General features: G+C 68.5%; 19 protein-coding genes and 1 tRNA gene. 8 read left to right on the forward strand and 12 right to left on the reverse strand.

All coding sequences use genetic code 11. The annotated features are described in order from the left end of the window. Positions 1 to 37: 37 nt before the first annotated feature. The 4 genes from egtD to FHY04_RS19525 all read right to left on the reverse strand — a co-directional run bounded on the left by egtD (position 38) and on the right by FHY04_RS19525 (position 3173). Positions 38 to 1015 carry an L-histidine N(alpha)-methyltransferase gene (gene egtD / locus FHY04_RS19510; RefSeq protein ID WP_183937528.1) on the reverse strand — a complete coding sequence of 326 codons (978 nt, stop codon included), beginning with the start codon at positions 1013 to 1015 and terminating at the stop codon, positions 38 to 40. Further along, positions 1015 to 2292, reverse strand: coding sequence for an ergothioneine biosynthesis protein EgtB (gene egtB, locus FHY04_RS19515; RefSeq protein ID WP_183937529.1), 1278 nt, complete (start codon positions 2290 to 2292; stop codon positions 1015 to 1017). Before egtB ends, egtD begins: the two co-directional genes overlap by 1 nt. Positions 2293 to 2359: 67 nt before the next feature. Next, positions 2360 to 2926, reverse strand: a complete 567-nt coding sequence (locus FHY04_RS19520; protein WP_183937530.1) for a cob(I)yrinic acid a,c-diamide adenosyltransferase — start codon at positions 2924 to 2926, stop codon at positions 2360 to 2362. A 19-nt stretch (positions 2927 to 2945) separates the two neighbouring features. Then, entirely contained in the window at positions 2946 to 3173 is a 228-nt protein-coding gene (locus FHY04_RS19525; protein WP_031395690.1) for a twin transmembrane helix small protein, read from the reverse strand. A 137-nt stretch (positions 3174 to 3310) separates the two neighbouring features. On the opposite strand from FHY04_RS19525, the gene FHY04_RS19530 reads away from it, so the two are divergent. After that, complete coding sequence (locus FHY04_RS19530; protein WP_260171664.1) at positions 3311 to 4786, forward strand: S41 family peptidase; 1476 nt, start codon at positions 3311 to 3313, stop codon at positions 4784 to 4786. Positions 4787 to 4909: 123 nt separating this feature from the next. On the opposite strand, the gene gluQRS is transcribed toward FHY04_RS19530, so the two are convergent. Beyond that, positions 4910 to 5773: a tRNA glutamyl-Q(34) synthetase GluQRS gene (gene gluQRS, locus FHY04_RS19535; RefSeq protein ID WP_311725679.1), complete on the reverse strand. Its 864-nt coding sequence runs from the start codon at positions 5771 to 5773 to the stop codon at positions 4910 to 4912. An 89-nt stretch (positions 5774 to 5862) separates the two neighbouring features. Here gluQRS and FHY04_RS19540 point away from each other — a divergent pair, with 89 nt between their 5' ends. From FHY04_RS19540 to ppc, 3 genes are all read left to right on the forward strand, one after another. Then, positions 5863 to 6429, forward strand: coding sequence for an HNH endonuclease (locus tag FHY04_RS19540; RefSeq protein WP_031440448.1), 567 nt, complete (start codon positions 5863 to 5865; stop codon positions 6427 to 6429). A 37-nt stretch (positions 6430 to 6466) separates the two neighbouring features. Next, a complete protein-coding gene (locus tag FHY04_RS19545) occupies positions 6467 to 6844 on the forward strand; it encodes an EF-hand domain-containing protein (protein ID WP_056409745.1) in 378 nt (125 codons plus the stop codon). Between the two features lie 105 nt (positions 6845 to 6949). Continuing rightward, on the forward strand, positions 6950 to 9643 hold the full coding sequence (gene ppc / locus FHY04_RS19550) for a phosphoenolpyruvate carboxylase (RefSeq protein ID WP_183937532.1): 2694 nt from the start codon (positions 6950 to 6952) through the stop codon (positions 9641 to 9643). Positions 9644 to 9738: 95 nt separating this feature from the next. On the opposite strand, the gene FHY04_RS19555 is transcribed toward ppc, so the two are convergent. The 3 genes from FHY04_RS19555 to FHY04_RS19565 all read right to left on the reverse strand — a co-directional run bounded on the left by FHY04_RS19555 (position 9739) and on the right by FHY04_RS19565 (position 12999). Then, positions 9739 to 10137, reverse strand: coding sequence for a thioesterase family protein (locus FHY04_RS19555; RefSeq protein WP_183937533.1), 399 nt, complete (start codon positions 10135 to 10137; stop codon positions 9739 to 9741). After that, positions 10134 to 10712 (reverse strand): DedA family protein, encoded by a 579-nt coding sequence (locus tag FHY04_RS19560; RefSeq protein ID WP_221211894.1) that lies wholly within the window; start codon positions 10710 to 10712, stop codon positions 10134 to 10136. The genes FHY04_RS19555 and FHY04_RS19560 overlap by 4 nt, the downstream gene beginning before the upstream one ends. Positions 10713 to 10905: 193 nt before the next feature. Then, complete coding sequence (locus FHY04_RS19565) at positions 10906 to 12999, reverse strand: S9 family peptidase (protein WP_183937534.1); 2094 nt, start codon at positions 12997 to 12999, stop codon at positions 10906 to 10908. Positions 13000 to 13252: 253 nt separating this feature from the next. Here FHY04_RS19565 and FHY04_RS19570 point away from each other — a divergent pair, with 253 nt between their 5' ends. Next, on the forward strand, positions 13253 to 15064 hold the full coding sequence (locus tag FHY04_RS19570; RefSeq protein ID WP_183937535.1) for an aminopeptidase P family protein: 1812 nt from the start codon (positions 13253 to 13255) through the stop codon (positions 15062 to 15064). A gap of 5 nt (positions 15065 to 15069) precedes the next feature. Here FHY04_RS19570 and FHY04_RS19575 read toward each other — a convergent pair whose 3' ends face one another. Further along, positions 15070 to 15219 carry a hypothetical protein gene (locus FHY04_RS19575; protein WP_183937536.1) on the reverse strand — a complete coding sequence of 50 codons (150 nt, stop codon included), beginning with the start codon at positions 15217 to 15219 and terminating at the stop codon, positions 15070 to 15072. A gap of 89 nt (positions 15220 to 15308) precedes the next feature. Between FHY04_RS19575 and FHY04_RS19580 the strand changes: the two genes are divergently transcribed. Next, positions 15309 to 15383 (forward strand) — tRNA-Thr (locus FHY04_RS19580). A 206-nt stretch (positions 15384 to 15589) separates the two neighbouring features. Further along, complete coding sequence (locus FHY04_RS19585; protein ID WP_260171665.1) at positions 15590 to 17557, forward strand: beta-N-acetylglucosaminidase domain-containing protein; 1968 nt, start codon at positions 15590 to 15592, stop codon at positions 17555 to 17557. A 25-nt stretch (positions 17558 to 17582) separates the two neighbouring features. Here FHY04_RS19585 and mdoH read toward each other — a convergent pair whose 3' ends face one another. The 3 genes from mdoH to FHY04_RS19600 all read right to left on the reverse strand — a co-directional run bounded on the left by mdoH (position 17583) and on the right by FHY04_RS19600 (position 21691). After that, on the reverse strand, positions 17583 to 19451 hold the full coding sequence (mdoH, locus tag FHY04_RS19590; RefSeq protein ID WP_183937538.1) for a glucans biosynthesis glucosyltransferase MdoH: 1869 nt from the start codon (positions 19449 to 19451) through the stop codon (positions 17583 to 17585). A gap of 3 nt (positions 19452 to 19454) precedes the next feature. Next, positions 19455 to 21002, reverse strand: a complete 1548-nt coding sequence (locus tag FHY04_RS19595) for a glucan biosynthesis protein (RefSeq protein ID WP_183937539.1) — start codon at positions 21000 to 21002, stop codon at positions 19455 to 19457. A gap of 113 nt (positions 21003 to 21115) precedes the next feature. Beyond that, positions 21116 to 21691, reverse strand: coding sequence for a helix-turn-helix domain-containing protein (locus FHY04_RS19600; protein ID WP_311725698.1), 576 nt, complete (start codon positions 21689 to 21691; stop codon positions 21116 to 21118). 128 nt (positions 21692 to 21819) lie between these two features. Here FHY04_RS19600 and FHY04_RS19605 point away from each other — a divergent pair, with 128 nt between their 5' ends. Beyond that, the gene (locus FHY04_RS19605) at positions 21820 to 23022 is read left to right on the forward strand and encodes an efflux RND transporter periplasmic adaptor subunit (protein ID WP_183937541.1); all 1203 of its coding nucleotides are present in this window, start codon (positions 21820 to 21822) and stop codon (positions 23020 to 23022) included. Position 23023: the final 1 nt, after the last annotated feature.

Here is a 23023-nt window from a genome sequence, read left to right on the forward strand (position 1 = left end):
GCCCTCACCCAGCCGCCCTCACCCAGCCGCCCCGCCCTTACGGCGCCGGCCGCTCCGCCTGCGCTTCCGCCAGGTACAGCGAGAACAACCCCGCCGGATCGGTCCATTCGCGGATCGGCGTCCACCCGCCCGACCGCAACAGGATCCGCGCATCACGCGACCCGTATTTGTGGCTGTTCTCGGTGTGGATCGTCTCGCCCGCGGCGATATCGAACGGCCGCCCCTCGATCGTGAACGCGGCGTCGCGCTGCGCCTCGAGATGCATCTCGATCCGCGCGCGGTCGTCGTTCCACACCGCCTTGTGGCGGAACGCCTCGACCGGCACGTCGGCGTCGAGCTCGCGGTTGATCCGCTCGAGCAGGTTCATGTTGAATGCCGCGGTCACACCCTGCGCATCGTCATAGGCGGGGACCAGCACCGCCGGATCCTTGATCCGGTCCATCCCGATCAGCAGCATCGCGCCGATCCCGAGCGACGCGCGCATCGCTTTCAACAGGTCGACCGCCATCAGCGGGATCATGTTGCCGATCGTCGACCCCGGAAAGAAGCCGAGCTTGGGCGTGTCCGCGATTGTCTTCGGCAATGCGAGCGGCCGCATGAAATCCGCCTCGAACGGCAGGACCAGCAGCTCGGGGAACTGCGCCGCGAGCACACGCGACGATTCGCGCAGGAAATCGCCCGAGATATCGATCGGCACATAGACCGACGGCGCCACCGCGCTCAGCAGGATCGGCGTCTTGGTCGACGACCCCGACCCGAATTCGACCACCGCACGTCCCGCGCCGGCAATCTCGGCGACCTCGGGACAGGCGGTCTCGAGGATCGAGCGCTCGCTCCGCGTCGGATAATATTCGGGCAGGTCGGTGATCGCCTCGAACAGCTCCGACCCGCGCCGGTCGTAGAACCAGCGCGCCGGAATTGCGCGCGGCCGCCGTTCCAGCCCGGCGAGCACGTCCGCCCGGAAGGCGGGGTCGGCCAGGCTCTGCTCGCCGTCTTCGATTTCACGCTTCAACATCAGATATCCTTGGCGAGCCGGACGCCGGTGAACTGCCAGCGCTGGTGCGGGTAGAAGAAATTGCGATAGCTCGCGCGCGCATGGCCGCGCGGCGTCGCGCAGCTCCCGCCGCGCAGCACGAACTGGCCGCTCATGAATTTGCCATTATACTCGCCGACCGCACCCTCGACCGCGCGGAAGCCGGGATAGGGCCGATAGGCGCTCCCCGTCCATTCCCAGACGTCGCCGAAAAAGGCCGGGTCGCCGGCGTGTGCCGGCCGCGGCTCGACCGGGCCCGCCGCATCCATCTGGTTGCCGCCATCGCCGGCATAGTCCGCCGCAACGGCCTCCCATTCGGCCTCGGTCGGCAGCCGCGCGCCCGCCCAGCTGGCATAGGCGTCCGCCTCGTAGAAGCTGACATGCGTCACCGGCGCCGCCGGATCGATCGCGCGCCGCCCGTCGAGTCCGAACCGCGTCCAGCCGCCGTCGCGTTCTTCCCAGTACATCGGCGCGACGATGCCCTCCGCCTTCACCCAGGCCCAGCCATCGGCGAGCCAGTGGCGCGGCTCGCTATAGCCGCCATCGGCGATGAACGCCGCCCATTCGCCATTGGTCACCGTCCGGTCGGCGATCGCGTGGCGCGCGAGCAGCGTGTCGTGCCGCGGCGTCTCGCAATCGAACGCGAAGCCGTCGCCGTCATGCCCCATGCGCGCGATCCCGGCGTCGCGTTCGATCCAGCCGATCGCGCCCGGCATCTCGACCGGCACCTTGCGCGGTGCAGCCCAGACCGCGGGCTCGAGCGGATTTTCCGAAAACAGATGGAGGATGTCGGTCACCAGCAATTCCTGGTGCTGCTCCTCGTGATGGCAACCCAGTGCGACCAGTTCGCGTGCCGCCTCGGGCAGGTCGGGCAGCGCCGCGATCAGCGCCGCATCGACATGCGCGCGGTACGCCCGCACCTCGTCGAGTGTCGGCCGCGTGATCATCCCGCGCCGGTCGCGCGCATGCCGCCGGCCTTCCGCCTCGTAATAGCTGTTGAACAGGAACGGGAAGCGTTCGTCGTGCAGCCGGTAGCCCGCGACATGATCGCGCAGCACGAACGTCTCGAAGAACCAGCTGGTATGCGCCAGATGCCATTTGGTCGGCGACGCGTCGGGCATCGACTGCACCGTCGCATCCGCATCCGACAGTGGCGCGGCCAACGCGATCGACAGGTCGCGCACGGCTGTGAACCGCGCACCGAGCGCGTCCGTGTCAGGCAAGGTCGCAGGATTATGGGTGGGGACGGGGTTCGGCATCGACTGTCCTCGTGCGGGCGATGCACGCGGCACGGCCCCTTATAAAAGGATGCAGCGATACGGAGCGCTATCCGCGCGTTGCCCCCGGTCGCCAAAGAACGTCGCTCGCCCCGTTTTGGTTCACCGCACGCGCGGCGACGAACAGGAAATCCGACAAGCGGTTAACATACGCTAATGCCAATGGATTGATCGGGTCGTCGACCGCGACCACCGCGCGCTCGGCGCGGCGCGTGATCGCGCGCGCTAGATGCAGCGCCGCGGCGCCCGGCGATCCACCCGGCAGGATGAAGCTGGTCAGCGGCGCCATCTGTGCGGTCATCGCGTCGATCTCGCCTTCGAGCCGCTCGACCTGCAAACCGATGATCCGCAGCGTCATTTCGGACGGCGCGAAATCCTCGCCCGGCGTCGCGATGTCCGCGCCGAGATCGAACAGGTCGTTCTGGATCCGCTCGAGCGCTCGGCCAAGCGGATGATCGCCCAGCGCCACCGCGGCGACGCCGATCGCGCTGTTCGCCTCGTCGACATCGCCGATCGCCTGCATCCGCGGGCACGCCTTGGACACGCGCGACCCGTCGACCAGCCCGGTGGTGCCCGCGTCGCCGGTCCGCGTGTAGATCTTGTTCAGCTTCACCATGACGGTACGCCCTTCGGGCTCAGGTCCGGCCCGCGGCGAACAGGATCAACACGACGATCAGGATCGCGATCGCCTGAAAGAAGATGCGCTGCTGCATCATCCGGTTCGATTTCAGCGACGCGGCGCTCGGCCCCCCGTCCTTCACCTGCGCCGACTGGTCCTGCAGGAACGTCACCACCCCGCGCACCAGAGCAACGAGCGTCGCGATCATCGCCGCGATCAGGAGGATGACGAGGAAGGTGTTCATGACGACAATCTAGGCATGCGCGCGCCGCCCCGCAATGGCCGTTCCGCCGGTCGTCGGACAAGCCTCGAAACGGGCGGAATTCTACGCTGACAGCCCCGATCTTCCCGGCTAGCATCGTGACAAATGGGGGAATGAGTATGCGTAACGGACGGATCGGCGCCAGCCTGGCGATGCTGGCTATGTTGAGTGCGTGCGGCGGAGACTCCGGCGCGGTATCGGGATCGACCGGCGGTACGCCCGGGGTGTCCACCCCGACCACCGGCACGACCACCCCGACGACCGTCGCCGGATGCAGCCTGCGCGAGCGCCAGGACTGGGCCGCAGGCCAGCTGCGCGAATGGTATCTGTTCCCCGAGACGCTGCCTGCCAGCCTCGACCCGACACCCTATACGACCGTCGACGCCTATATCGACGCGCTGACCGCGACCGCGCGCGGCCAGCGCCGCGACCGCTATTTCACCTATTTGACGTCGATCAAGGAGGAGGACGCCTATTATGAGGCGGGGTCCAATGCCGGCTTCGGCTTCCGTCTCGGCATCGATGGCAGCGGGCGCCGCGCCTATGTCATCGAAACCTTCGAAGGCGGCGCCGCGTTGGCGGCGCAGGTCGATCGCGGTGCCGAAATCGTCGCGATCGGGACCAACGCCAACACGCTGCGGACCGTCAGCGCGATCTTCGCCGCAGAGGGTAGCGCGGGCGTCTCGACCGCGCTCGGCCCGGACACGGTCGGCACCAGCCGCGTGCTGCAGATCCGCGACGCGCAGGGCACGCGCGACATCACGCTGACCAAGACCGATTTCGCGCTGCTCCCGGTCTCGAGCCGCTACGGCGCGAAGGTCATCGCCGATGGCGGCCGCAACTATGGCTATATCAACCTCCGGACGTTCATCTCGACCGCCGACCCCGCGCTGCGCGCCGCCTTTGCCAGCTTCCGCGCACAGAACGTCACCGATATCGTCATCGACCTGCGCTATAATGGCGGCGGGCTGATCTCGATCGCCGAACTGATGACCGACCTGCTCGGCCGCAACCGCGCGACCTCCGAAGTGTCGAGCTACACGACCTTCCGCACCGAAAAATCCGCCAACAACACGACGCGCTTCTTCGCGCCGCAGCCCGAATCGATCGCACCGACGCGCGTCGCGTTCATCGGCACGGGCGGCACCGCCTCGGCGAGCGAACTCGTCATCAACGCGATGATCCCCTATCTACACAGCGCTGCCGGGCTGATCGGCACGAACACCTTTGGCAAGCCCGTCGGCCAGATCGGGCTCGACCGCGCCGCCTGCGACGACCGTCTCCGCGTGGTCGCGCTGTCGACGCAGAACGCCGCACGCCAGGGCGCCTATTATGACGGGCTCGCCGGCACGGTCGAGGCGAGCTGCCGGGCCGAGGACGATATCCGCTATCCGCTCGGCGACCCGCGCGAAGCCTCGACGCGCCAGGCGATCGACTTCCTCGCCGGCCGCAGCTGCCTGCCCGTCACCGCAACCGCAGCCACCGCGTCGGCCCGCACCAGCACGCCCACGCCGACGACCGACCTCCCCACGCGCGCGCTGCTCATCCCCGACCGCCCCACCACCCCGCAACGCGAAGTCCCCGGCCTCTACTGAACGCGCGCTATCTGACGCCCCGGACTGAACGCGCTGGCACCCCCACCCACCCCGTCATCCTGACGAAAGTCAGGATCCAGAGCCAAATACGCCGCACGTCGTAACCCTGGATCCTGACTTCCGTCAGGATGACGGCGAATAGGGCGTATCCTCCGCCAGCATCCCGCGCACCCGCGCCGCAACCGCGAGCCCGTCCTCCCCCCGTTCGCGCATCGCCGCGAGCGAGGGCGCGCCGGTGCGCTTGGCCAGCCGCGCGCCATCCGCCCCCAGCATCAGCGGATGGTGATGATAACGCGGCGTCGGCAGCCCGAGCAGCGCCTGCAACAGCCGGTGCACGTCGGTCGCCGCGAACAGGTCGTCGCCGCGCACCACGTCGGTGACGCCCTGCGCTGCATCGTCGAGCGTCACCGCGAGATGATAGCTGGCGGGCGCGTCCTTGCGCGCGAGCACCACGTCGCCCTGCGCCACCGGGTCGGCACGCACCCTCCCCGCGCGCGCATCCACCCAGTCGAGCGGTCCCGTGACGCTAAGCGCCGCCGCCATGTCGAGCCGCCAGCAATGCGCCTCGCCCATCCGCGCCGCGACCTCGGCGGGCGCCAGCCGCCGGCACGTTCCCGGATAGACCGCGCCCTCGCCCTCATGCGGCGCCGACAGGCTCGCCGCGATCTCCGCGCGCGTACAGAAACACGGATAGAGCAGCCCGCGCGCGTTCAATCCGCCGAGTGCCGCCTGATAGGATGCGAGCCGCGCTGACTGGTACGACAGATCGTCCCAGTCCAGCCCCAGCCAGCGCAGATCCTCCACGATTCCCGCGACATGCTCGGGCCGGCTGCGGCCCATGTCGATATCCTCGATCCGCAGCAGGAACCGCCCGCCCCGCGCCCGCGCAAAGTCGTGCGCGCGGATCGCCGACAGCGCGTGGCCGAGGTGCAGCCGCCCCGTCGGACTGGGCGCGAACCGCGTCGTGACGAATTCTGCGCTGTTCACTGGACTTGACCCCATGTCCCGCGCCGTGCTGTCATGACCCTGTCATGCCGGTGCGCGAAAGCGCGTCCGGGACTTTTGTGGGAGGAGCCGTGTTTCACCCCGACCTGATACGCCACCCGGATGGATGTCCGGCGCTCGTGCTCAACGCCGATTATACGCCGCTCTCCTATTATCCGCTCAGCGTCTGGCCCTGGCAGACCGCCGTGAAGGCCGTCTTCCTCGATCGCGTCGATATCGTCGCCAATTACGAACGCGAGGTGCGCAGCGCGAGCTTCGCGCTGAAGCTGCCCTCGGTGATCGCGCTCAAGCAATTCGTCAAACCGTCGCAATTTCCCGCCTTCACCCGTTTCAACCTGTTCCTGCGCGACAAGTTCACCTGCCAATATTGCGGCAAGCTGCGCGATCTCACCTTCGACCATGTCATCCCGCGCGCACAAGGCGGGCGGACCACCTGGGAAAATGTCGTCACCGCCTGTGCGCCGTGCAACCTCAAAAAGGGCGGGCGCACCCCGCGCCAGGCGGCGATGCCGCTCCATCTCGAGCCGATCCGCCCGACCAACTGGCATCTGCACGAACATGGCCGCAGCTTCCCGCCGAATTATTTGCACGAAACCTGGCATGATTGGCTCTACTGGGACATTGAACTCGAAGCGTGACCGTCCGGCCGCGCAGCACTGTGCGGGAGACGGGTCGATGCGGGTGATGATGGGTGTGATCGCGGCGGGACTGATCGTCGCAGGGTGCGGCGACAAGGATGCGCAGCGCGCCGAGGCGGATGCCGGCGCGGTCGGCTTCGTGCCCCCCTCGGTCACCTCGCGGCTCGATTTCGGCGCCAGCATGGAACGCCGCTTCCGCACGCTCGACCGCAACGCCGATGATCGCATCACCAAGGACGAGCTGCCCTCCCCCAATGCACGGATCAAGGCGTTCGACCGCAACAAGGACGGCGTGATCACCGAGGTCGAGTGGAGCGAGGGCACGCTGCGATGGTTCGACCGGATGGACCTGAACCACGACGGCACCGTCACCTCCGAAGAGCGCGCCGAAGCCCGCAAGCGCGAGGGGCGGTGATCGCCTGTAACTTTATGTCCTGACCGCACGCCTTCAGACGCGGATTTCATCGCCGATTGCGGGTTCGGCGGTTGACCTGATCCCTGTCGCAGCGCAGCAAGGCGCATGGCCAGTCTTCCCGCAATCGCGAACAATTCCGACATCCGTTTCCTCGGCACGCTGCTCGGCGACGTCATCCGCAGCTATGGCGGGCCGCGTCTGTTCGAGGCGACCGAGACGATCCGCAAGGCCTCGGTCGAGCGTCACCGCGGCCTCGCCGAGGGCCGGACCGACGATCACGCCGCGGTCGATCTCAGCCTCGAAAAGCTCAGCCTCGACGAGACGCTCGATTTCGTCCGCGGCTTCATGCTGTTCTCGATGCTCGCCAATCTCGCCGAGGACCGGCAGGGGATCGCGGCGGAACACGGCGCCGACCTCGCCTCCGCAATCGCGCAGCTCGAAGCCGAGGGGATCGACCGGACGCAGGTCCGCGCGCTGCTCGACCATGCGCTGATCGTCCCCGTGCTCACCGCGCATCCGACCGAGGTGCGGCGCAAGAGCATGATCGACCACCGCAACCGGATCGCCGAGCTGCTCGCGCTGCGCGATGCGGGTCGCGACACCACCCCCGATGGCGACCGGGTCGACGACGCGATCCTGCGCCAGATCGCACTGCTGTGGCAGACGCGCGTGCTGCGCCGCGACCGGCTCTACGTCACCGACGAGGTCGATACCGCGCTCAGCTATCTGCGCGACGTCTTCCTCCCCGCTTTGCCCGCGCTCTATCAGCGCTGGGACCGCGCGCTCGGCGAACGCACGCCGAGCTTCCTCAAGCCCGGCAGCTGGATCGGTGGCGACCGCGACGGCAACCCCTATGTCACCGCCGATTCGCTCAAGACCGCGCTCGCCCGCGCGAGCGAGGCGGTGCTCGGCTATTATTGCCAGGCGGTCCACGCGCTTGGCGCCGAGCTGTCGATCTCGACCGAGCACGCCGTCGCCGACCCCGCGGTCGAGGCGCTGGCTGCAGCGAGCGGTGACGACGCGACCAGCCGCGCCGACGAACCCTATCGCCGCGCCTTGTCGGGGATCTATGCGCGCCTCGCCGCGACGCAGCACAAGCTGACCGGCAAGACCGCGCCGCGTCCCGGCCGCCTCACCGGCGCCCCCTATGCCAGCCCCGCCGATCTGCGCGCCGATCTCGTCACGCTCGCGCACGGGCTCGGCACCGCGCTCAAGACCGGCGGCGCGCTCGGCCGGCTGATCCGCGCGGTCGAGACGTTCGGCTTCCACCTCGCCACGCTCGACCTGCGCCAGAACAGCGCGGTCCATGAACGCGTCGTCGCCGAACTGCTCAAGGTGTCGGGAGTCGAGGCGGACTATCTCGCGCTCGACGAGGACGCGCGCGTCGCGCTGCTCCGCCGAGAACTCGCCAATGCGCGCCCGCTCACCACCCGCTTTGCCGCCTATAGCGACGAGACCGCGGGCGAGCTCGCCATCCTCCAGGCCGCCGCCGATGCACATGCCGCCTATGGCCCCGCCTGCATCACCAACTACATCGTCTCGATGGCACAGTCGGTCAGCGACCTGCTCGAGGTGAACCTGCTGCTGAAGGAGGTCGGGCTCTACCGCCCCGGCGACACGCCGACCGCCGCGATCATGGCGGTGCCGCTGTTCGAGACGATCGGCGATCTCGAAGCCGCGCCCGCGGTCATGACCGCCTGGTTCGCGCTGCCCGAGATCGCGACGATCGCCAAGGCGCGCGGTCATCAGGAGGTGATGATCGGCTATTCGGACAGCAACAAGGATGGCGGCTACCTCACCTCCACCTGGCAATTGTCCAAGGCGTCGACCGCGCTCAGGCCCGTCTTCGAGCAGGCGGGCGTCGGCATGCAGCTGTTCCACGGCCGCGGCGGCGCGGTCGGGCGCGGCGGCGGTTCCGCCTTCGCGGCGATCCGCGCGCAACCCGGCGGCACCGTGCAGGGCCGCATCCGCATCACCGAACAGGGCGAGGTGATCGCCGCCAAATACGGCACGCGCGACGCCGCGATGACCAATCTCGAGGCGATCGCCTCGGCGACCCTGCTCGCCAGCCTCGAACCCGAACGCCTGTCGAACGCCGACACCACGCGCTTCTGCGCCGCGATGGACTGGCTCAGCGACACCGCGTTCCACAGCTATCGCGACCTCGTCTACGGCACGGTCGGCGGCGACGAGCGCGGCTTCCGCACCTTCTTCCGCCAGATGACGCCGATCGCCGAGATCGCCGGGCTCAAGATCGGCAGCCGTCCTGCCAGCCGCACCAAGTCCGACCGGATCGAGGATCTGCGCGCCATCCCCTGGGTGTTCAGCTGGGCGCAGGCGCGCGTCATGCTCCCCGGCTGGTACGGCGTCGGCCAGGCGCTCGCCGGGTTCGAGGACAAGGCGCTGCTGCGCGACATGGCGCAGGGCTGGCCGCTCTTCGCCTCCGCGCTCGCCAATCTGGAGATGGTGCTGGCCAAGTCGGACATGGCGATCGCCGCACGCTATGCCGGGCTCGTCGAGGATCCGGCGCTGCGCGACACCGTCTTCGGCCGGATCCGCGACGGCTGGCAGCAGACACATGACGGGCTGCTCGACGCGACCGGCCAGTCGCGCCTGCTCGAAAAGCACCCCGCGCTCGAGGCGTCGATCCGCCTCCGCCTGCCCTATATCGAGCCGCTCAACCTGCTCCAGATCGAACTCATCAAACGCCGCCGTGCCGGCGAAGAGGATGCGCGCATCGGCGAAGGCATCCTCCTCTCGATCAACGCGATCGCGACGGGTCTGAGGAACTCAGGCTAACCTCCCTCTCCCCTCGGGGGAGAGGGAAGGGGCCCGCGGCCCTTGCCGCGGGAAGGGTGAGGGCAAGTGAGGCCAAGACCCTCACCCCAAAACCCTCAGCCCGCCGCACCAAAGAACGGCGCCGCAATCTCCGGCCGCACGCGCAGCAACCGCCCGCTCGCCCGGTCGAGCAGCGCCCAGGTCGTCACCGCGTCCAGCTTCACGCGCCCGTCGTCGCCGACGAACCGCACATGCCGGTCGAACCGCGCGCCCTTCGGCCCGCCCTCGACCCAGGTCTCGCCGGTCACCGTCTCGCCCGCGACCACGCTGCCGCGATAGTCGATCTCGTGCCGCGTCACGACCCAGACATAGGCGGCCTTGTGCTCGGCGGGCGCGACCGCCTCCCAATGCGCGGTCGCGATCCGCTGGATCCACTGGACCCAGACCGCATTGTTGACGTGCCCCAGCTCGTCGATATCCGCCTCGGCCGCGGTGATCGTCATCGTGAAGGTCATGCGCTGCGCTCCCGCCATTTCCGCCACGCGAACCAGCCGCCGCCGACCGCCAGCAGCGCCGCCGCGCCGAACAGGATCAGCCGCCCGGTGCCGATCCGCCCCAGCATCTCCTCGATGACGTTGCCGAACGCATAGCCGATCGCGCTGAACACACAGCCCCACACGATCGCCGCGGCGAGGTTTACCGCGAGGAACAGGCGCTGCGAAATCCGGCTCGTCCCGATCGCGATCGGGCTGACGGTGCGGATCCCGTAGACGAAGCGATAGGCGAAGATGAACCGCCGCGGATAGCGTTCGAGCAGGTCGATCGCGCGGGCATAGGCCGACCGCCGCCGGATCGCCGCAACGGGGCGCGATTCGCGGAAATACCGCCCGCCCGCAAAGAACAGCTGGTCCGCGACGAACGACCCGATCACCGCCGCCGCCATCGCACCCGCCAGCGACACCAGCCCCTGATGCGCCAGCACCCCGCCCGTCACGACCGCCGCCTCCCCCTCGACCCCCGCCCCCAGAAAAATCGCCACGACGCCGTACCGCGCCACCAACGCCTCGATCGTCACGCTGCAAGCGACCATTGTTCACGCGAAGGCGCGAAGGCGCAAAGAGCAGGGATTTTCACGCGGAGGCGCGGAGCACGCGGAGCAGAAAGATACGACATTCTTACTCTTTATCTCCGCGCCTCCGCGCCTCCGCGCGAACCAATCTTCTTCGCGCCTTCGCGCCATCGCGTGAACACCCCCTTCTCGGCGGCGTCACGCGACCCAGGTCTCACCCAGCCACGCCCAATTGCCACAGCACGAACGCATGCTCCTCCGCCGCCTCGCGCAGCGACTCGAACCGGCCCGACTTGCCGCCATGCCCCGCACCCATGTTCGTCTTGAGCAGCAGAACATTGTCGTCGGTCTTCATCAGCCGCAGCTTGGCCGCCCATTTCGCCGGCTCCCAATAGGTCACGCGCGGATCGTTCAGCCCGCCGCTGATGAACATCGGCGGATAGGCCTGCGCCTTGACGTTGTCGTACGGCGAATAGGAGCGGATCAGCGCGAACGCCGCCGGATCCTCGATCGGATTGCCCCATTCGGGCCATTCCCCCGGCGTCAGCGGCAGCTCGGCATCGAGCATCGTGTTGAGCACGTCGACAAACGGCACGTCGGCGATCACCGGGCCCCAGAGCGCTGGGTCGGAATTGACCACCGCCCCCATCAGCTCGCCGCCCGCAGACCGCCCCGCGATCGCGATCCGCCCCGCCGACGTCCACTTCGCGTCGACCAGCGCCTTGGCCACGTCGACGAAATCGTTGAACGTGTTCTCGCGCTTCTCCAGCTTGCCGTCGAGATACCATTGCTGGCCAAGGTCATCGCCGCCGCGGATATGCGCGATCGCATAGGCAAAGCCGCGATCGAGCAGGCTCATCCGCCCGGTCGAGAAGCCCGGCGGGATCGCATAGCCGTAAGCGCCATAGGCATAGAGGAACACAGGCGCCGACCCGTCGCGCACGAACCCGGCCGGATAGACGATCGACACCGGAATCTCGGTGCCGTCCCGCGCGGTGATCTTCAGCCGCTCGGTCGCGTATTTCGCCGCGTCGTAACCGCTCGGAATCTCCTGCACCTTGAGCATCGTCCGCTCACCGGTATCGACGTCATAATCATACACCGTCCCCGGCGTGACCATCGATTCATAGCCGAGCCGCAGCACGGTCATGTCGTACTCAGGGTTATCGCCGAGCCCGGCGACATAGCTCGCCTCGGGAAACTCGATCCGCTTGCCCTCGGTCGGCGTCTCGTACCGGTGGATCGCGATCTGATCGAGCCCGTCCTCGCGCCCGTCGACCACGAAGAAGTCCTGATAGCACTCCACCCCGGTCATGTAGAAGGTCGGGCTGGCCGGGATCAGCTCGCTCCACGCGCCCGGCTCCTCGACCAGCGCGGTGCACAGGCGGAAGTTCGGATCGACGTCGTTGGTGTGGATGAACAGCGTGCCGTCATGCTCGTCGACGTCATATTCGCGGCCAACCTTCCGCGCCGAGACGAGGATCGGCACCGCCAGCGGCTCGTGCGCGGGCAGCAGGTAGATCTCGCTCGTCACATGGTCGCTCGTCGCGATCACGATCCACTTGCGCGAACTCGTCTCGCCGACGCCGACGCGGAAGCCCTCGTCCTCCTCGTGGAACAGCACGACGTCGTCCGTGATCGGCGTGCCCAGCCGGTGGAACCGCGCATTGTCGGTCCGCCACTGCTCGTTCGCCAGGCCGTAGAGGAAGCCCGCATCGTCCGCGGTCCACACGATCTCGCTCAGCATGCCCGGGATGACGTCGGGCAGATGCTCGCCGGTATCCAGGTCCTTGACCCGGACCTCGAACCGCTCGCTGCCATTGTCGTCGATCGCATAGGCGAGATAGCGCCCGTCATTGCTGACCGAGAACGCGCCGAGCCGGAAATATTCATGCCCCTCGGCCAGCGCCGGCTCGTCGAGCAGCAACTCGTCGGGACCGCCCGCAACGGGCTTGCGCCACCATTTCTTGTACTGGCCGCCGGTCTCGTAGGCGGTCCAGTAAAGCCAGTCGCCGTCCTTTTGCGGGACCGAGGATTCGTCCTCCTTGATCCGCGCCTTCATCTCTTCGTACAACGTGTCGGTCAGCGCCTTGTGCGGCGCCATCTGCGCCTCGAAATAGGCGTTCTCGGCGGCAAGATACGCCAGCACGTCCGCGTCATCGACCTCGGGATAGTTGGGATCCTTCAGCCACGCATAGGGATCCTCGATCGTCACGCCATGCGCGGTGAAGCTGTGCGGCCGCTGCTCGGCACGCGGCGGTACGGATGGGGTCTCGGGCGAAGAGATGGCAGGGGAATTCATGGTCATCCCCCCTGTTACCGCCCCCACGACCGGAAGCCAACGCAAGAGGCCCCCACCCCCGCAAGCAAACCCCGCTGTCCTACATGCCGCGTTTCTGTCACAACACGCGCCATGCCCCTCCCAAGGCCCTGTCCCGGCCCCAATCGCCCGCACACGCCCCGCCCGCGCGGCACCCGACCGGCACGCTGCCCCTGACAAAGCCGCATATTTTGCTGCCAGCGTCTCAACATTCACAACATTCAGATCGACGAAAGCCCCGATGACCCGATCCAGCCCGACCCGACTCGCCGCCCTGCGCGCCCATCTCGCCGCCGCCGGCCTCGACGGCTTCGTCGTGCCGCTGACCGACGAGCATATGAGCGAATATGTCGGCGGCTATGCGCAGCGGCTCGGCTGGCTGACCGGCTTCCAGGGCTCGGCGGGCAGCGCCGCGGTGCTCGCCGACCGAGCGGCGATCTTCACCGATGGCCGCTACACGCTCCAGGTCCGCGAACAGGTCGATGGCGATCACTGGGACTACGCCCCCGTGCCGCAGACCAGTGTCGCCGCCTGGCTCGGCACCCACGTCACCGAGGGCGCGCGGATCGGCTATGACGCGTGGCTGCACACCAGCGCCTGGGTCGCCGAAGCCAGCGCAGTGCTCGCCGATTGCGGGGCTGAACTCGTCGCGGTCGACGCCAACCCGATCGACGCGATCTGGACCGACCGCCCCGCGCCCTCGCCCGCCAGGATCACCATCCAGCCCGACGATTTCGCCGGCGCCTCGTCCGCCGAGAAGCGCGCGCGGATCGCCGACTGGCTCGCCGAACAGCGCGCCGACGCGGTCGTGCTCTCCGCGCTCGATTCGATCGCGTGGACACTCAACATCCGCGGCGACGACGTCAGCCACACCCCCGTCGCGCTCAGCTATGCGATCGTCGGCGCCGACGGCACCACCGACCTGTTCGTTGCACCCGAAAAGCTCGACGACACCGTCCGCCAGCATCTCGGCAACGCGGTCCGCGTCCATGATCGCACCGCGTTCCAGCCCGCGCTGCGCGACTATGCGGGCAAGCGCGTCGCCGCCGACCCCGAACGCGCCGTCGCCGCGATTTCCGACGCGCTTATCGCCGGCGGGGCCAAGGTCCTCGCGATGCGCGATCCCGTCGTGCTCGCCAAGGCGCTCAAGAACCCGGTCGAGATCGCCGGCCACCGCGCCGCCTCGGTCCGCGACGGCGCCGCGCTCGCGCGCTTCCTGCGCTGGGTCGAGACCGACTGCGCCGACGGCAGCCAGACCGAATTGTCCGCGACCGCGAAGCTGCTCGCCTTCCGCGAGGCGACCGGGCTGCTGAAGGACACCTCGTTCGACACGATCTCGGCGACCGGCGCGCACGGCGCCAGCCCGCATTACCACTGCACCGAAGAGTCGAACGTCCCCCTCGAGCCCGGCCAGCTCTATCTGGTCGATTCGGGCGGGCAATATGCCGACGGCACCACCGACGTGACCCGCGTCATGCCGATCGGCGCGCTGGCGCCCGAACAGGGCAAGGAGATCCGCGACCGCTTCACCCGCGTGCTCAAGGGCCATATCGCGATTGCGACCGCGGTCTTCCCCGACGGCACGCTTGGCGGCCAGATCGACGCCTTCGCCCGCCGTCCGCTCTGGGAGGCCGGCCTCGATTTCGCGCACGGCACCGGCCACGGCATCGGCGCCTATCTGGCGGTGCACGAGGGGCCACAGCGGATCGCTTCGCCCAACTATCCCGGCGGCGCGGCGATGGAGCCGCTGCGTGCGGGCATGATGCTGTCGAACGAGCCCGGCTATTACAAGGCGGGCGAATACGGCATCCGGATCGAGAACCTGCTGCTGATCGAACCGCGCACGATTCCGGGCGCGGACCGCACGATGCTCGGCTTCGAGACGCTGACCTTCTGCCCGATCGAGCGCACCCTGATCGAGCCGTCGCTGCTCACCCAGCCCGAGCTCGCGTGGCTGAACGCCTATCACGCGCAGGTGCTGGACACGCTCTCGCCCGAAATGACCGGCGACGACCTCGCCTGGCTGCAGCAGAAATGCGCACCGATCGGCTGACCGCCTCAGTCCGCCGGCGGCTCCTTCGGGGTTGGTGCCGCGGCGGGTTCAGCCGCCGCGGCACGCGCCTGCGCCTTGCGACGGCGCAGATTCTCGCGCAGCGCGGCGGCCATGCGGGCCGCTTTTTCCGCCGCCTTTTCATCGTTCGATTGCATAATAACGCCCTACATCGTCGCGCGACGCCTTGACAATCGTCCCGCCCTCGTCTCTTAGCCCCACTCCGCCGACAGCGATGTCGACGAGTGCTGCCGTAGCTCAGTGGTAGAGCGCATCCTTGGTAAGGCTGAGGTCGTGAGTTCAATCCTCACCGGCAGCACCAGCTTTTTTTCATCCGACCGCCGCGTGGACCCGACGTCCCGCCGGCCCCGCAACAGCGGGCCCTAGGTCGGTTACCCCATCCTTACCAAAGTCTGTCGTCAATGGCCGCCATGGCAGCGACGCCTTGCCGTGACGCCGTCCTGTGCCTAAACCGCTCTCATAATACCAATGAAATACCGGAGAGCTGTTATGACGCGACGCATGGCCATGACGGGGACGTACGCGGCACTGATCGCAGCGGGATTGGCGACCACGGTCTCCGCGCAGGGTGCCGCGCAGCCGGTGACGATGCCCGCCATCTTCCCCGCGCCGACGTCGGTCGCGCTGCGGACCGGCACGATAACACTGGGCCGATCGGTGGTGCTCGTCGCCCCTGCCGGCACCGACGGTGACAGCGTCGCGCTGGTCCGCGAGATCCTGCGCGCCGCCGGCGTCACGACGATCACGACCGCGCGACGGCTGCCCGCCACCCCCGATCGCCCGCACATCCTGCTCGGCACCGGCGACACCGCGATCGTCCGCGACGCGCTTGCCCGCACCGGTACCGTCCGCGATACACATCCCGAAGGCTATACGATCGCCACGCTCGCGGCGGGCAACAGCGGCATCATCACGCTGGCGGGCCAGGACGCGGACGGACTGTTCCACGCCGTCCAGACGTTCCGCCAGCTCGCGACACGTGCGGTCCTCCCCGCGCTGGTGATCCAGGATCATCCCGCTATGCCGATGCGCGGCACGATCGAGGGCTTTTACGGCAAGCCCTGGACGATGGCGGACCGGACGAAGCATCTCGACTTCCTCGCCACGGTCAAGGCGAACACCTATGTCTACAGCCCCAAGGACGATCCCTATGCGCGAGATCGCTGGCGCGAGGCCTATCCCGCGGCGACTTTGTCCGCGCTCGGCACGCTGGTCGCGACCGCACGGCGCAATCATGTCGATTTCGTCTATGCGGTCTCGCCGGGCCCATCGGTGTGCTTCTCAGACCCCGCCGATGCTCAGGCGCTCGAACGCAAGTTCGCCGCGTTGCGATCGATCGGCGTCCACAGCTTCTATGTTGCGCTCGACGACATCGAATATACCAAATGGAATTGCGAGCGGGACAAGGCCAGTTTCGGACCATCGGGCGCCGAGGCCGCGGGCATCGCGCAATCGCGCCTGCTGAACGCGGTCCAGGCGGATCTGCTCGCAAAGGATCCGTCGTCGCGCCCGCTGATCATGGTGCCGACCGAATATTACGACGCGAAGGAAACCCCGTACAAGGCGGCGCTGCGCAAATATCTCGACCCCCGCGTCGTGGTGCAGTGGACCGGCACCGATGTCGTCCCCCCCGCGATCTCGATTGCCGATGCGAAGACCGCGACCAAGGCTTTCGGGCGCAAGACGCTGCTGTGGGACAATTATCCGGTCAACGACTATGCGCAGACCACCGGGCGGCTGCTGCTCGCGCCCTATGCGCGGCGCGAGGCGGGGCTGGCGGGCGAACTGACGGGGATCCTGTCGAACCCGATGAACCAGGAGGCGCCAAGCCGCGTCGCGGTGACCGGCGTTGCTGCGTTCGGCTGGAACGACAAGGATTATGACGCGGACCGCACGTGGCAGTTCGCCGCCCGCGAGCTGGCGGGCGGCGATCCGCGCGCGACCGCGGCGCTGCTGAGCTTTTTCGACACGCAGCATCTGGCCCCCACCTTCGGCAGCCAGCCCTGGCAGCCCCAGGCGCCCAGGCTCAAGGCGCAGCTCGACGCCGTGCGCCTCGCGCTGGCGGAGGGCGACGCGGCGGCCCGCGGTCTCGCGCTCGCCGATCTGGCCAGGGCGGCCGACACCCTCGCGGCGGCGGCCGACACGATCCGCTCGGGCACGATCGATCCGGGCTTTGCGGACCAGGCACGCCCCTGGCTCGATGCGATGCAGCTCTGGGGTCGCGCGTTGCAGATGACCGCCGCGGGACTCGACGCCGCGAACCACGACGGCACGGCCGCCCCCGGCTATTTCGCCGAAGCGCGCCGTCTCGCCGCACAGGCCGCGGCCGTCCAGACCATTCCCGGCGCGACTCGGTTCGACGGTGCGATCCGGGTCGCCGACGGCGTGCTCGACCGGTTCGTCGCGAAGGCCCCGACGCTGATCGTCGCCGCATCCGCCCCAGCCGTTTCCGCCTCCGCCGAAGCCGTGCGGTAGCGGCACCTGCGCCGCGCGTCGCGCGTCAGTGCGCGATCGCGCGGAGCGCCGACGCCTCGGTCGCGGGTAGCTGGTCGATGCCGCTGGCGGGCACCTGGAACAGGCCGCGCGCGTCAGCGCGGCTCCCCGCCGCGTTGCTCGCGCTCCATTTGGCGAGCCACGGCGACAGCAACAGCCCGAGCGTCACCGGCGCCAGCCACAGCGCGGTGATCGGAACGGCGGGCGAGATCAGGAGCAGGGCGACCCCTGCCGCCAGATGCCAGCGATAGCGCGGCACGACATCCGCGATCGACAGCCCGTCGCGATCCCGGTTCTGCGGGCTCCAGCCCGAGGGCTGGCCACGGAAGATGCTGATCAGATCCATCGTCTGCGTCAGCATGATGACCGGCGCGGACAGCATCGATAGCGGGATCTCGGCAATGGCCGACGCGATGATCGCCCGCGCGCCCCCGAACGCCGCGCGCCGGCTCCGGTCGGACACCGCCCAGATGATCCCGAGCAGCTTGGGGCCGAACAGCAGGATGACCGTCAGCGCCAGCACGCGCGCCGAGGTCGTCGCCTCGACCAGCTTGCTTTCGCCGGCAAAGGCCTGCGCGATGGTCGTCAGGATCAGGACCAGCCAGGCGGGCGACGTCATGTACGCGGACGCCCCAATCGCGAGCTGCAGCCGGTTGACCGGATGGAACCCGTCCGACCCGAGCAGCTTCAGATGCTGGATATTGCCCTGCGCCCAGCGTCGGTCGCGCACCGCCATGTCGATCAGCGTCGGGGGAAACTCCTCATAGCTGTCGTCGATCATGATCAGGTGGACCGCCCAGCCGCGCCGCCGCAGCAAGGCGGCCTCGACCATGTCGTGGCTCATGATCGCGCCGCCGAACGGCGGGCCGCCAGGCAGCACGGGCAGGCCGCAGCTTTCGGCAAAGGCACGGGTGCGGATGATCGCATTATGCCCCCAGAAGCTCGCCTCCGACCCCGACCACCAGACCAGACCGGCGGTCGAGATCGGGCCGTAGAGCCGGCTGTTGAACTGCATCCAGCGCTGGAACAGCGTGGTCGCGCCGCGGATCGTCGGCACCGTCTGCAACAAGCCGACCGAGGGGCGGCGCTCCATCACCTGCGCCATGCCGATCATCGCGTCGCCGCTCATCAGGCTGTCCGCGTCGAGCACCAGCATGTGATCATAGCCGCCGCCGAAGCGCCGGACCCAGTCGGCGACATTACCCGGCTTGCGTGCGACATTGTCGGTCCGGCGGCGATAATAGAGCGGAACGCGCGATCCAGGTGCGAGCACCTCCCAGGCCGCGACCTCCTGTGCGCCCGACTCTTCGCCCGAATCGCTCAGCACGAAAAAGGCGAAGCTCCCCGCCTCGCCCGCAGCCTCGATCGCATGCATCATCCGCGCGATCCGGCCGAACACCGCGTCGACATCCTCGTTATGGACCGGGATCAGCACCGCGGTCTGCCCGGTCAGCGGCTGGCGGTTCTGCGGCACCGGCACGAAGCCGGGATGCATCCGCGTCATCAGCAGGACGAACCCGATCAGCGCGTTGAGGAACCCGAACGCGATCCACGCGAACAGCGGGAAGAACAGCACCAGCAGCGCGACGTCCCACAGGTCGATGCCGTCGCCGAGCAGCGAGTCCTGGACCGCCGCCGAGGCGGTGGTGGCCAGCAGCATGGTCAGCAGGAACAGGAGCAGTCGCCGCGACGACATGCCCTCGGGCGAGGTCAGCGTGTCCGAGCCATTGGACGGTCCGGCCAGCGGGTCGGGTGTCGGCCCGCCGCCGGTGCCGCGCGCCCGGAAATTCTGCAGCGGCATGTCGATCGGGACGTCGGCGGGCAATCGTGCCGGAAGTGCGGGATGACCGGGGCGGCCCGGGCTGTCCACGGTCATGGCTCAACCCACCTGCGTCAGCACGGTTTCGCTGAGCGACTGCCCGCCGCGCTTCAGGAACAGCCGGACATCGGCCAGGACGCCGCGTTCGGGGGCGACATCGAGCGTCACGCGCCAGCGGTTCGGCTGGCCGACGACCGGATAGGCGGCGCTCGCGAGGACCCGGCCACGGCTGACATCGGCCTGCACCGTCACCCCGCTCGACCGGTCGAGACCGGCGAGCGTCGCCCCTACGAAATCCACCACGACCTTCCGTGCGCCCGGCGTCGGCTCGGCGCCCGGCCGGCCGGCCGAGCCACGCCAGTTCTCGACCGCATGCGCGGGCTGCGCGACCGACGGATCGCGCGACGACCAGGTCAGCCGATAGTCGAACTGCATCGTCTTGCCCGCGGTCGCCGGCGCGGCGGGCACCCAGAAGGCGGCGACATTGTCGACCGTCTCGCTCGCGGTCGGGAAGGCGTACAGCGTCACCGCGCCCTTGCCCCAGTCGCCCTTCGGCTCGATCCACAGATTCGCGCGGCGATCGTAGAAGGCGCCGTCGTCCTGATAATGATCGAACGCCCGGTCACGCTGGATCAGGCCGAAGCCGCGCGGGTTGTCGTCCTGGAAACTGTCGAGCGTGGGGGTCGCGGGATTGGCGAGCGGACGCCAGATCCGCTCACCGGCACCGGTCGCCATCGCCAGCCCGTCCGAGTCATGGATTTCGGGGCGCCAGTCGATCGCCGCGGCGCGGTTGCCCTCGCCATACCAGAACATGCTCGTCGCCGGCGCGATGCCGAGCCGCGCGACGTCCTTGCGCAGCGTGATCGTCGACGAGACATCCTGCACGACGCCGCCATCGGTCCCGTCGGTGTAGCGGCACACGAAGCGGTACGCGCCGGTCACGCTGGGCCCGTCGAGGAGCGCATAGACGGTATAGCTCTGCGCGCCCGTCGCCTCGATCCAGAAGGCGGTGAAGGCGGGAAACTCCTCCTTGCCGTCGATCCCGGTGTCGATCGCGATACCGCGCGCGGACAGGCCATATTGATCCTGCGAACCGGCGGTGCGGAAGTAAGAGGCGCCGATGAACGCCATCCAGTCGCTCTTGCCGTCGCTCGACACCGCGCGGAAGCCGGCGATGCCGAGTGCGGCGTGATGCCCGGATTCGGTCTTGAAGAGATCCGCGGCAAAATCGACCGCACGCGCCTGCCCGCGTTCGACGACGTGGATCGCAACCGGCGTCGGCGCATAGCGGCCGAGCGGGAACAGGCGGATGCCGCCCGCCAGCGTCCGTTCGGGTCGATAGCTGATCGACCCTACCGCATCATAATCGATCGCCTCCGCCGCCGCGACCTTGGCCGGTGCGCGGTAGGGCGCGCGCGCCAGCGCCGCGGCGCGCTGCTGCAGAGCCTCCCAGGAAAACGACTCGGGCTTGCCCAGCGCGGGGGCGGACGACGCCGCGGCGCTGCGCTTGCGGGGGGTGCCCGACCCCGTCTGTGCCAGTGCCGCCGCCGGCCACAGGCCCGTGGCCGCAAGGGCCATCATGATGTCGCGTCGTGTCGTTTCGGTCATGCACCGCTTATCCGACTTCGCGCGCCGCAGTGCAACAATCGGTAATGCCCCGCGCCGCCGCCCGCCCGCCAAACGGGGCCGCCTGCCCCGTCGTCAGGACACCGTGTCGTGTCTCAGAGCGCGTGGAGCGCCGCGAGGATCATCCGCCCGGTGACCTCTGCGGTTTCGGTCTCGGACAGCCGCGGACAGGACAAGGTCCGGTGCCCCAGTCCGAACATGCACGCCAGCACCAGCTCCTCCGCGCCGTCGAGCGCATTTGCCGACAGCGCCGGATTCGCGACGCAGGCGAGATCGCGCACCACCGCGCGAAACCCCGCGCACAGCGAACCGATCGTGTCCGCGACCTCGCCGTTGCGATGCGCTTCCGCCATGATATCAAACGACAGCGCCTCGTCCCCCTTGGCGAGCGACCGCCGCGCGAGCTCGACAAATCCGCGCTCGATCGACAGCCGCCCCGTCGACACGTCGTCGGTCAGCTTGCGCAGGTCTGAGAGTTTGGCCTCGGCATCCTCGAGGATCAGCGCCTGGATCAGCGCGTTCTTGCCAGTGAACAGGCGATAGATCTGGCCGACGCTGACGTCCGCAGCGGCAGCCAGTTCGGCCATCGACGTCTGATGGAATCCCTGCGTCGCATAAAGATGCCGGGCCGCATCAACGATGTGCGAACGCGCCGACTTCTCATGTTGCACTGCACTCAAAATTCCACTCCGGACGACGTTTTAACTTGACCCGGCGTTTGCACGTCCATAGCGGCGGCGCAAGCGGAATGAACGTTCATTCCGGTGAACTCTTCTGCACGGACGTCGGGATGCTCAACATGCAGCGATTGAATCTCAAGGGATCGGTGGCCCTGGCCGCGCTGGCGCTGATGGCGGCGTGCAGCAAGGAAGAAGCCCCCCCGCCCCCGCCGACGCCCACGGTCGGCGTCGTAACGGTCGCGCAGGAGGCGGTGACGCTCACCACCGAGCTGCCGGGGCGGATTGCCGCGGTGGAGACGTCGGAAGTGCGGCCGCAGGTATCGGGCGTTATCCGCCGTCGCCTGTTCACCGAGGGCGCGATGGTTCGTTCGGGCCAGGTGCTCTACGAGATCGAGGACGCCCCCTATCGCGCCGCGCTCGGCACCGCGCAGGGCCAGCTCGGCGCCGCGCAGTCGCAGATCAATGCGACCCGACTCCAGGCGCAGCGTTACGGCCAGCTCGTCGCGCTGAACGCGGTCAGCAAGCAGGAGGCGGACAACGCCACCGCCTCCGCCCAGCAGGCGCGTGCCAATGTTGCAGCGCAGCGTGCGGCGGTGGAAGCCGCGCGCGTGAACCTCAATTTCACCCGCATCAAGGCGCCGATCTCGGGTCGTATCGGCCGTTCGATCTTCACCGCCGGCGCGCTCGTCCAGACCGGGCAGACCGACGCGCTCGCGACGATCCAGCGGACCGATACCGTCTATGTCGACGTCACCCAGTCGGCGGCGCAGTTGCTCGACCTGAAGGCGGCGATGGCGTCGGGCGGCGTGACGCGTGGCGACGGCACCGCACGCGTTCAGCTCATCCTGCCCAACGGCCAGACCTATCCGATCGAGGGCCGTCTGCAGTTCGCCGAAGTGACCGTCGACCCCGCGACGGGCGCGGTCACGCTGCGCGCCAGCTTCCCCAATCCCGACGGGCTGCTGCTGCCGGGCATGTATGTCCGCGCCAAGCTCGTCGAGGGTATCCGCAGCCAGGCGATCATGGCCCCGCAGGAAGGCATCACGCGCGATCCGCGCGGCAAGGCGACCGCGATGGTCGTCACCGCGCAGAACAAGGTCGAGCAGCGCAATGTCGTCACCGACCGCGTGATCGGCGACAAGTGGATCGTCACCAGCGGGCTGAAGCCCGGCGACAAGCTGATCGTCGAGGGGCTGCTCAACCTGCGCCCCGGCACGACCGTCAAGCCCGCCGCCCCGCAGCAGGTCGGCAAGGCCGGTGGCAAGGACGCCGCCGGGAATGCCACGGCTGGCGGCGCCGCCTCCACGCAGGCCGGGAAGTAAC

Source organism: Sphingomonas sp. BK481, assembly GCF_014194875.1.
GTDB classification, from domain to species: Bacteria; Pseudomonadota; Alphaproteobacteria; order Sphingomonadales; family Sphingomonadaceae; genus Sphingomonas; species Sphingomonas aerolata.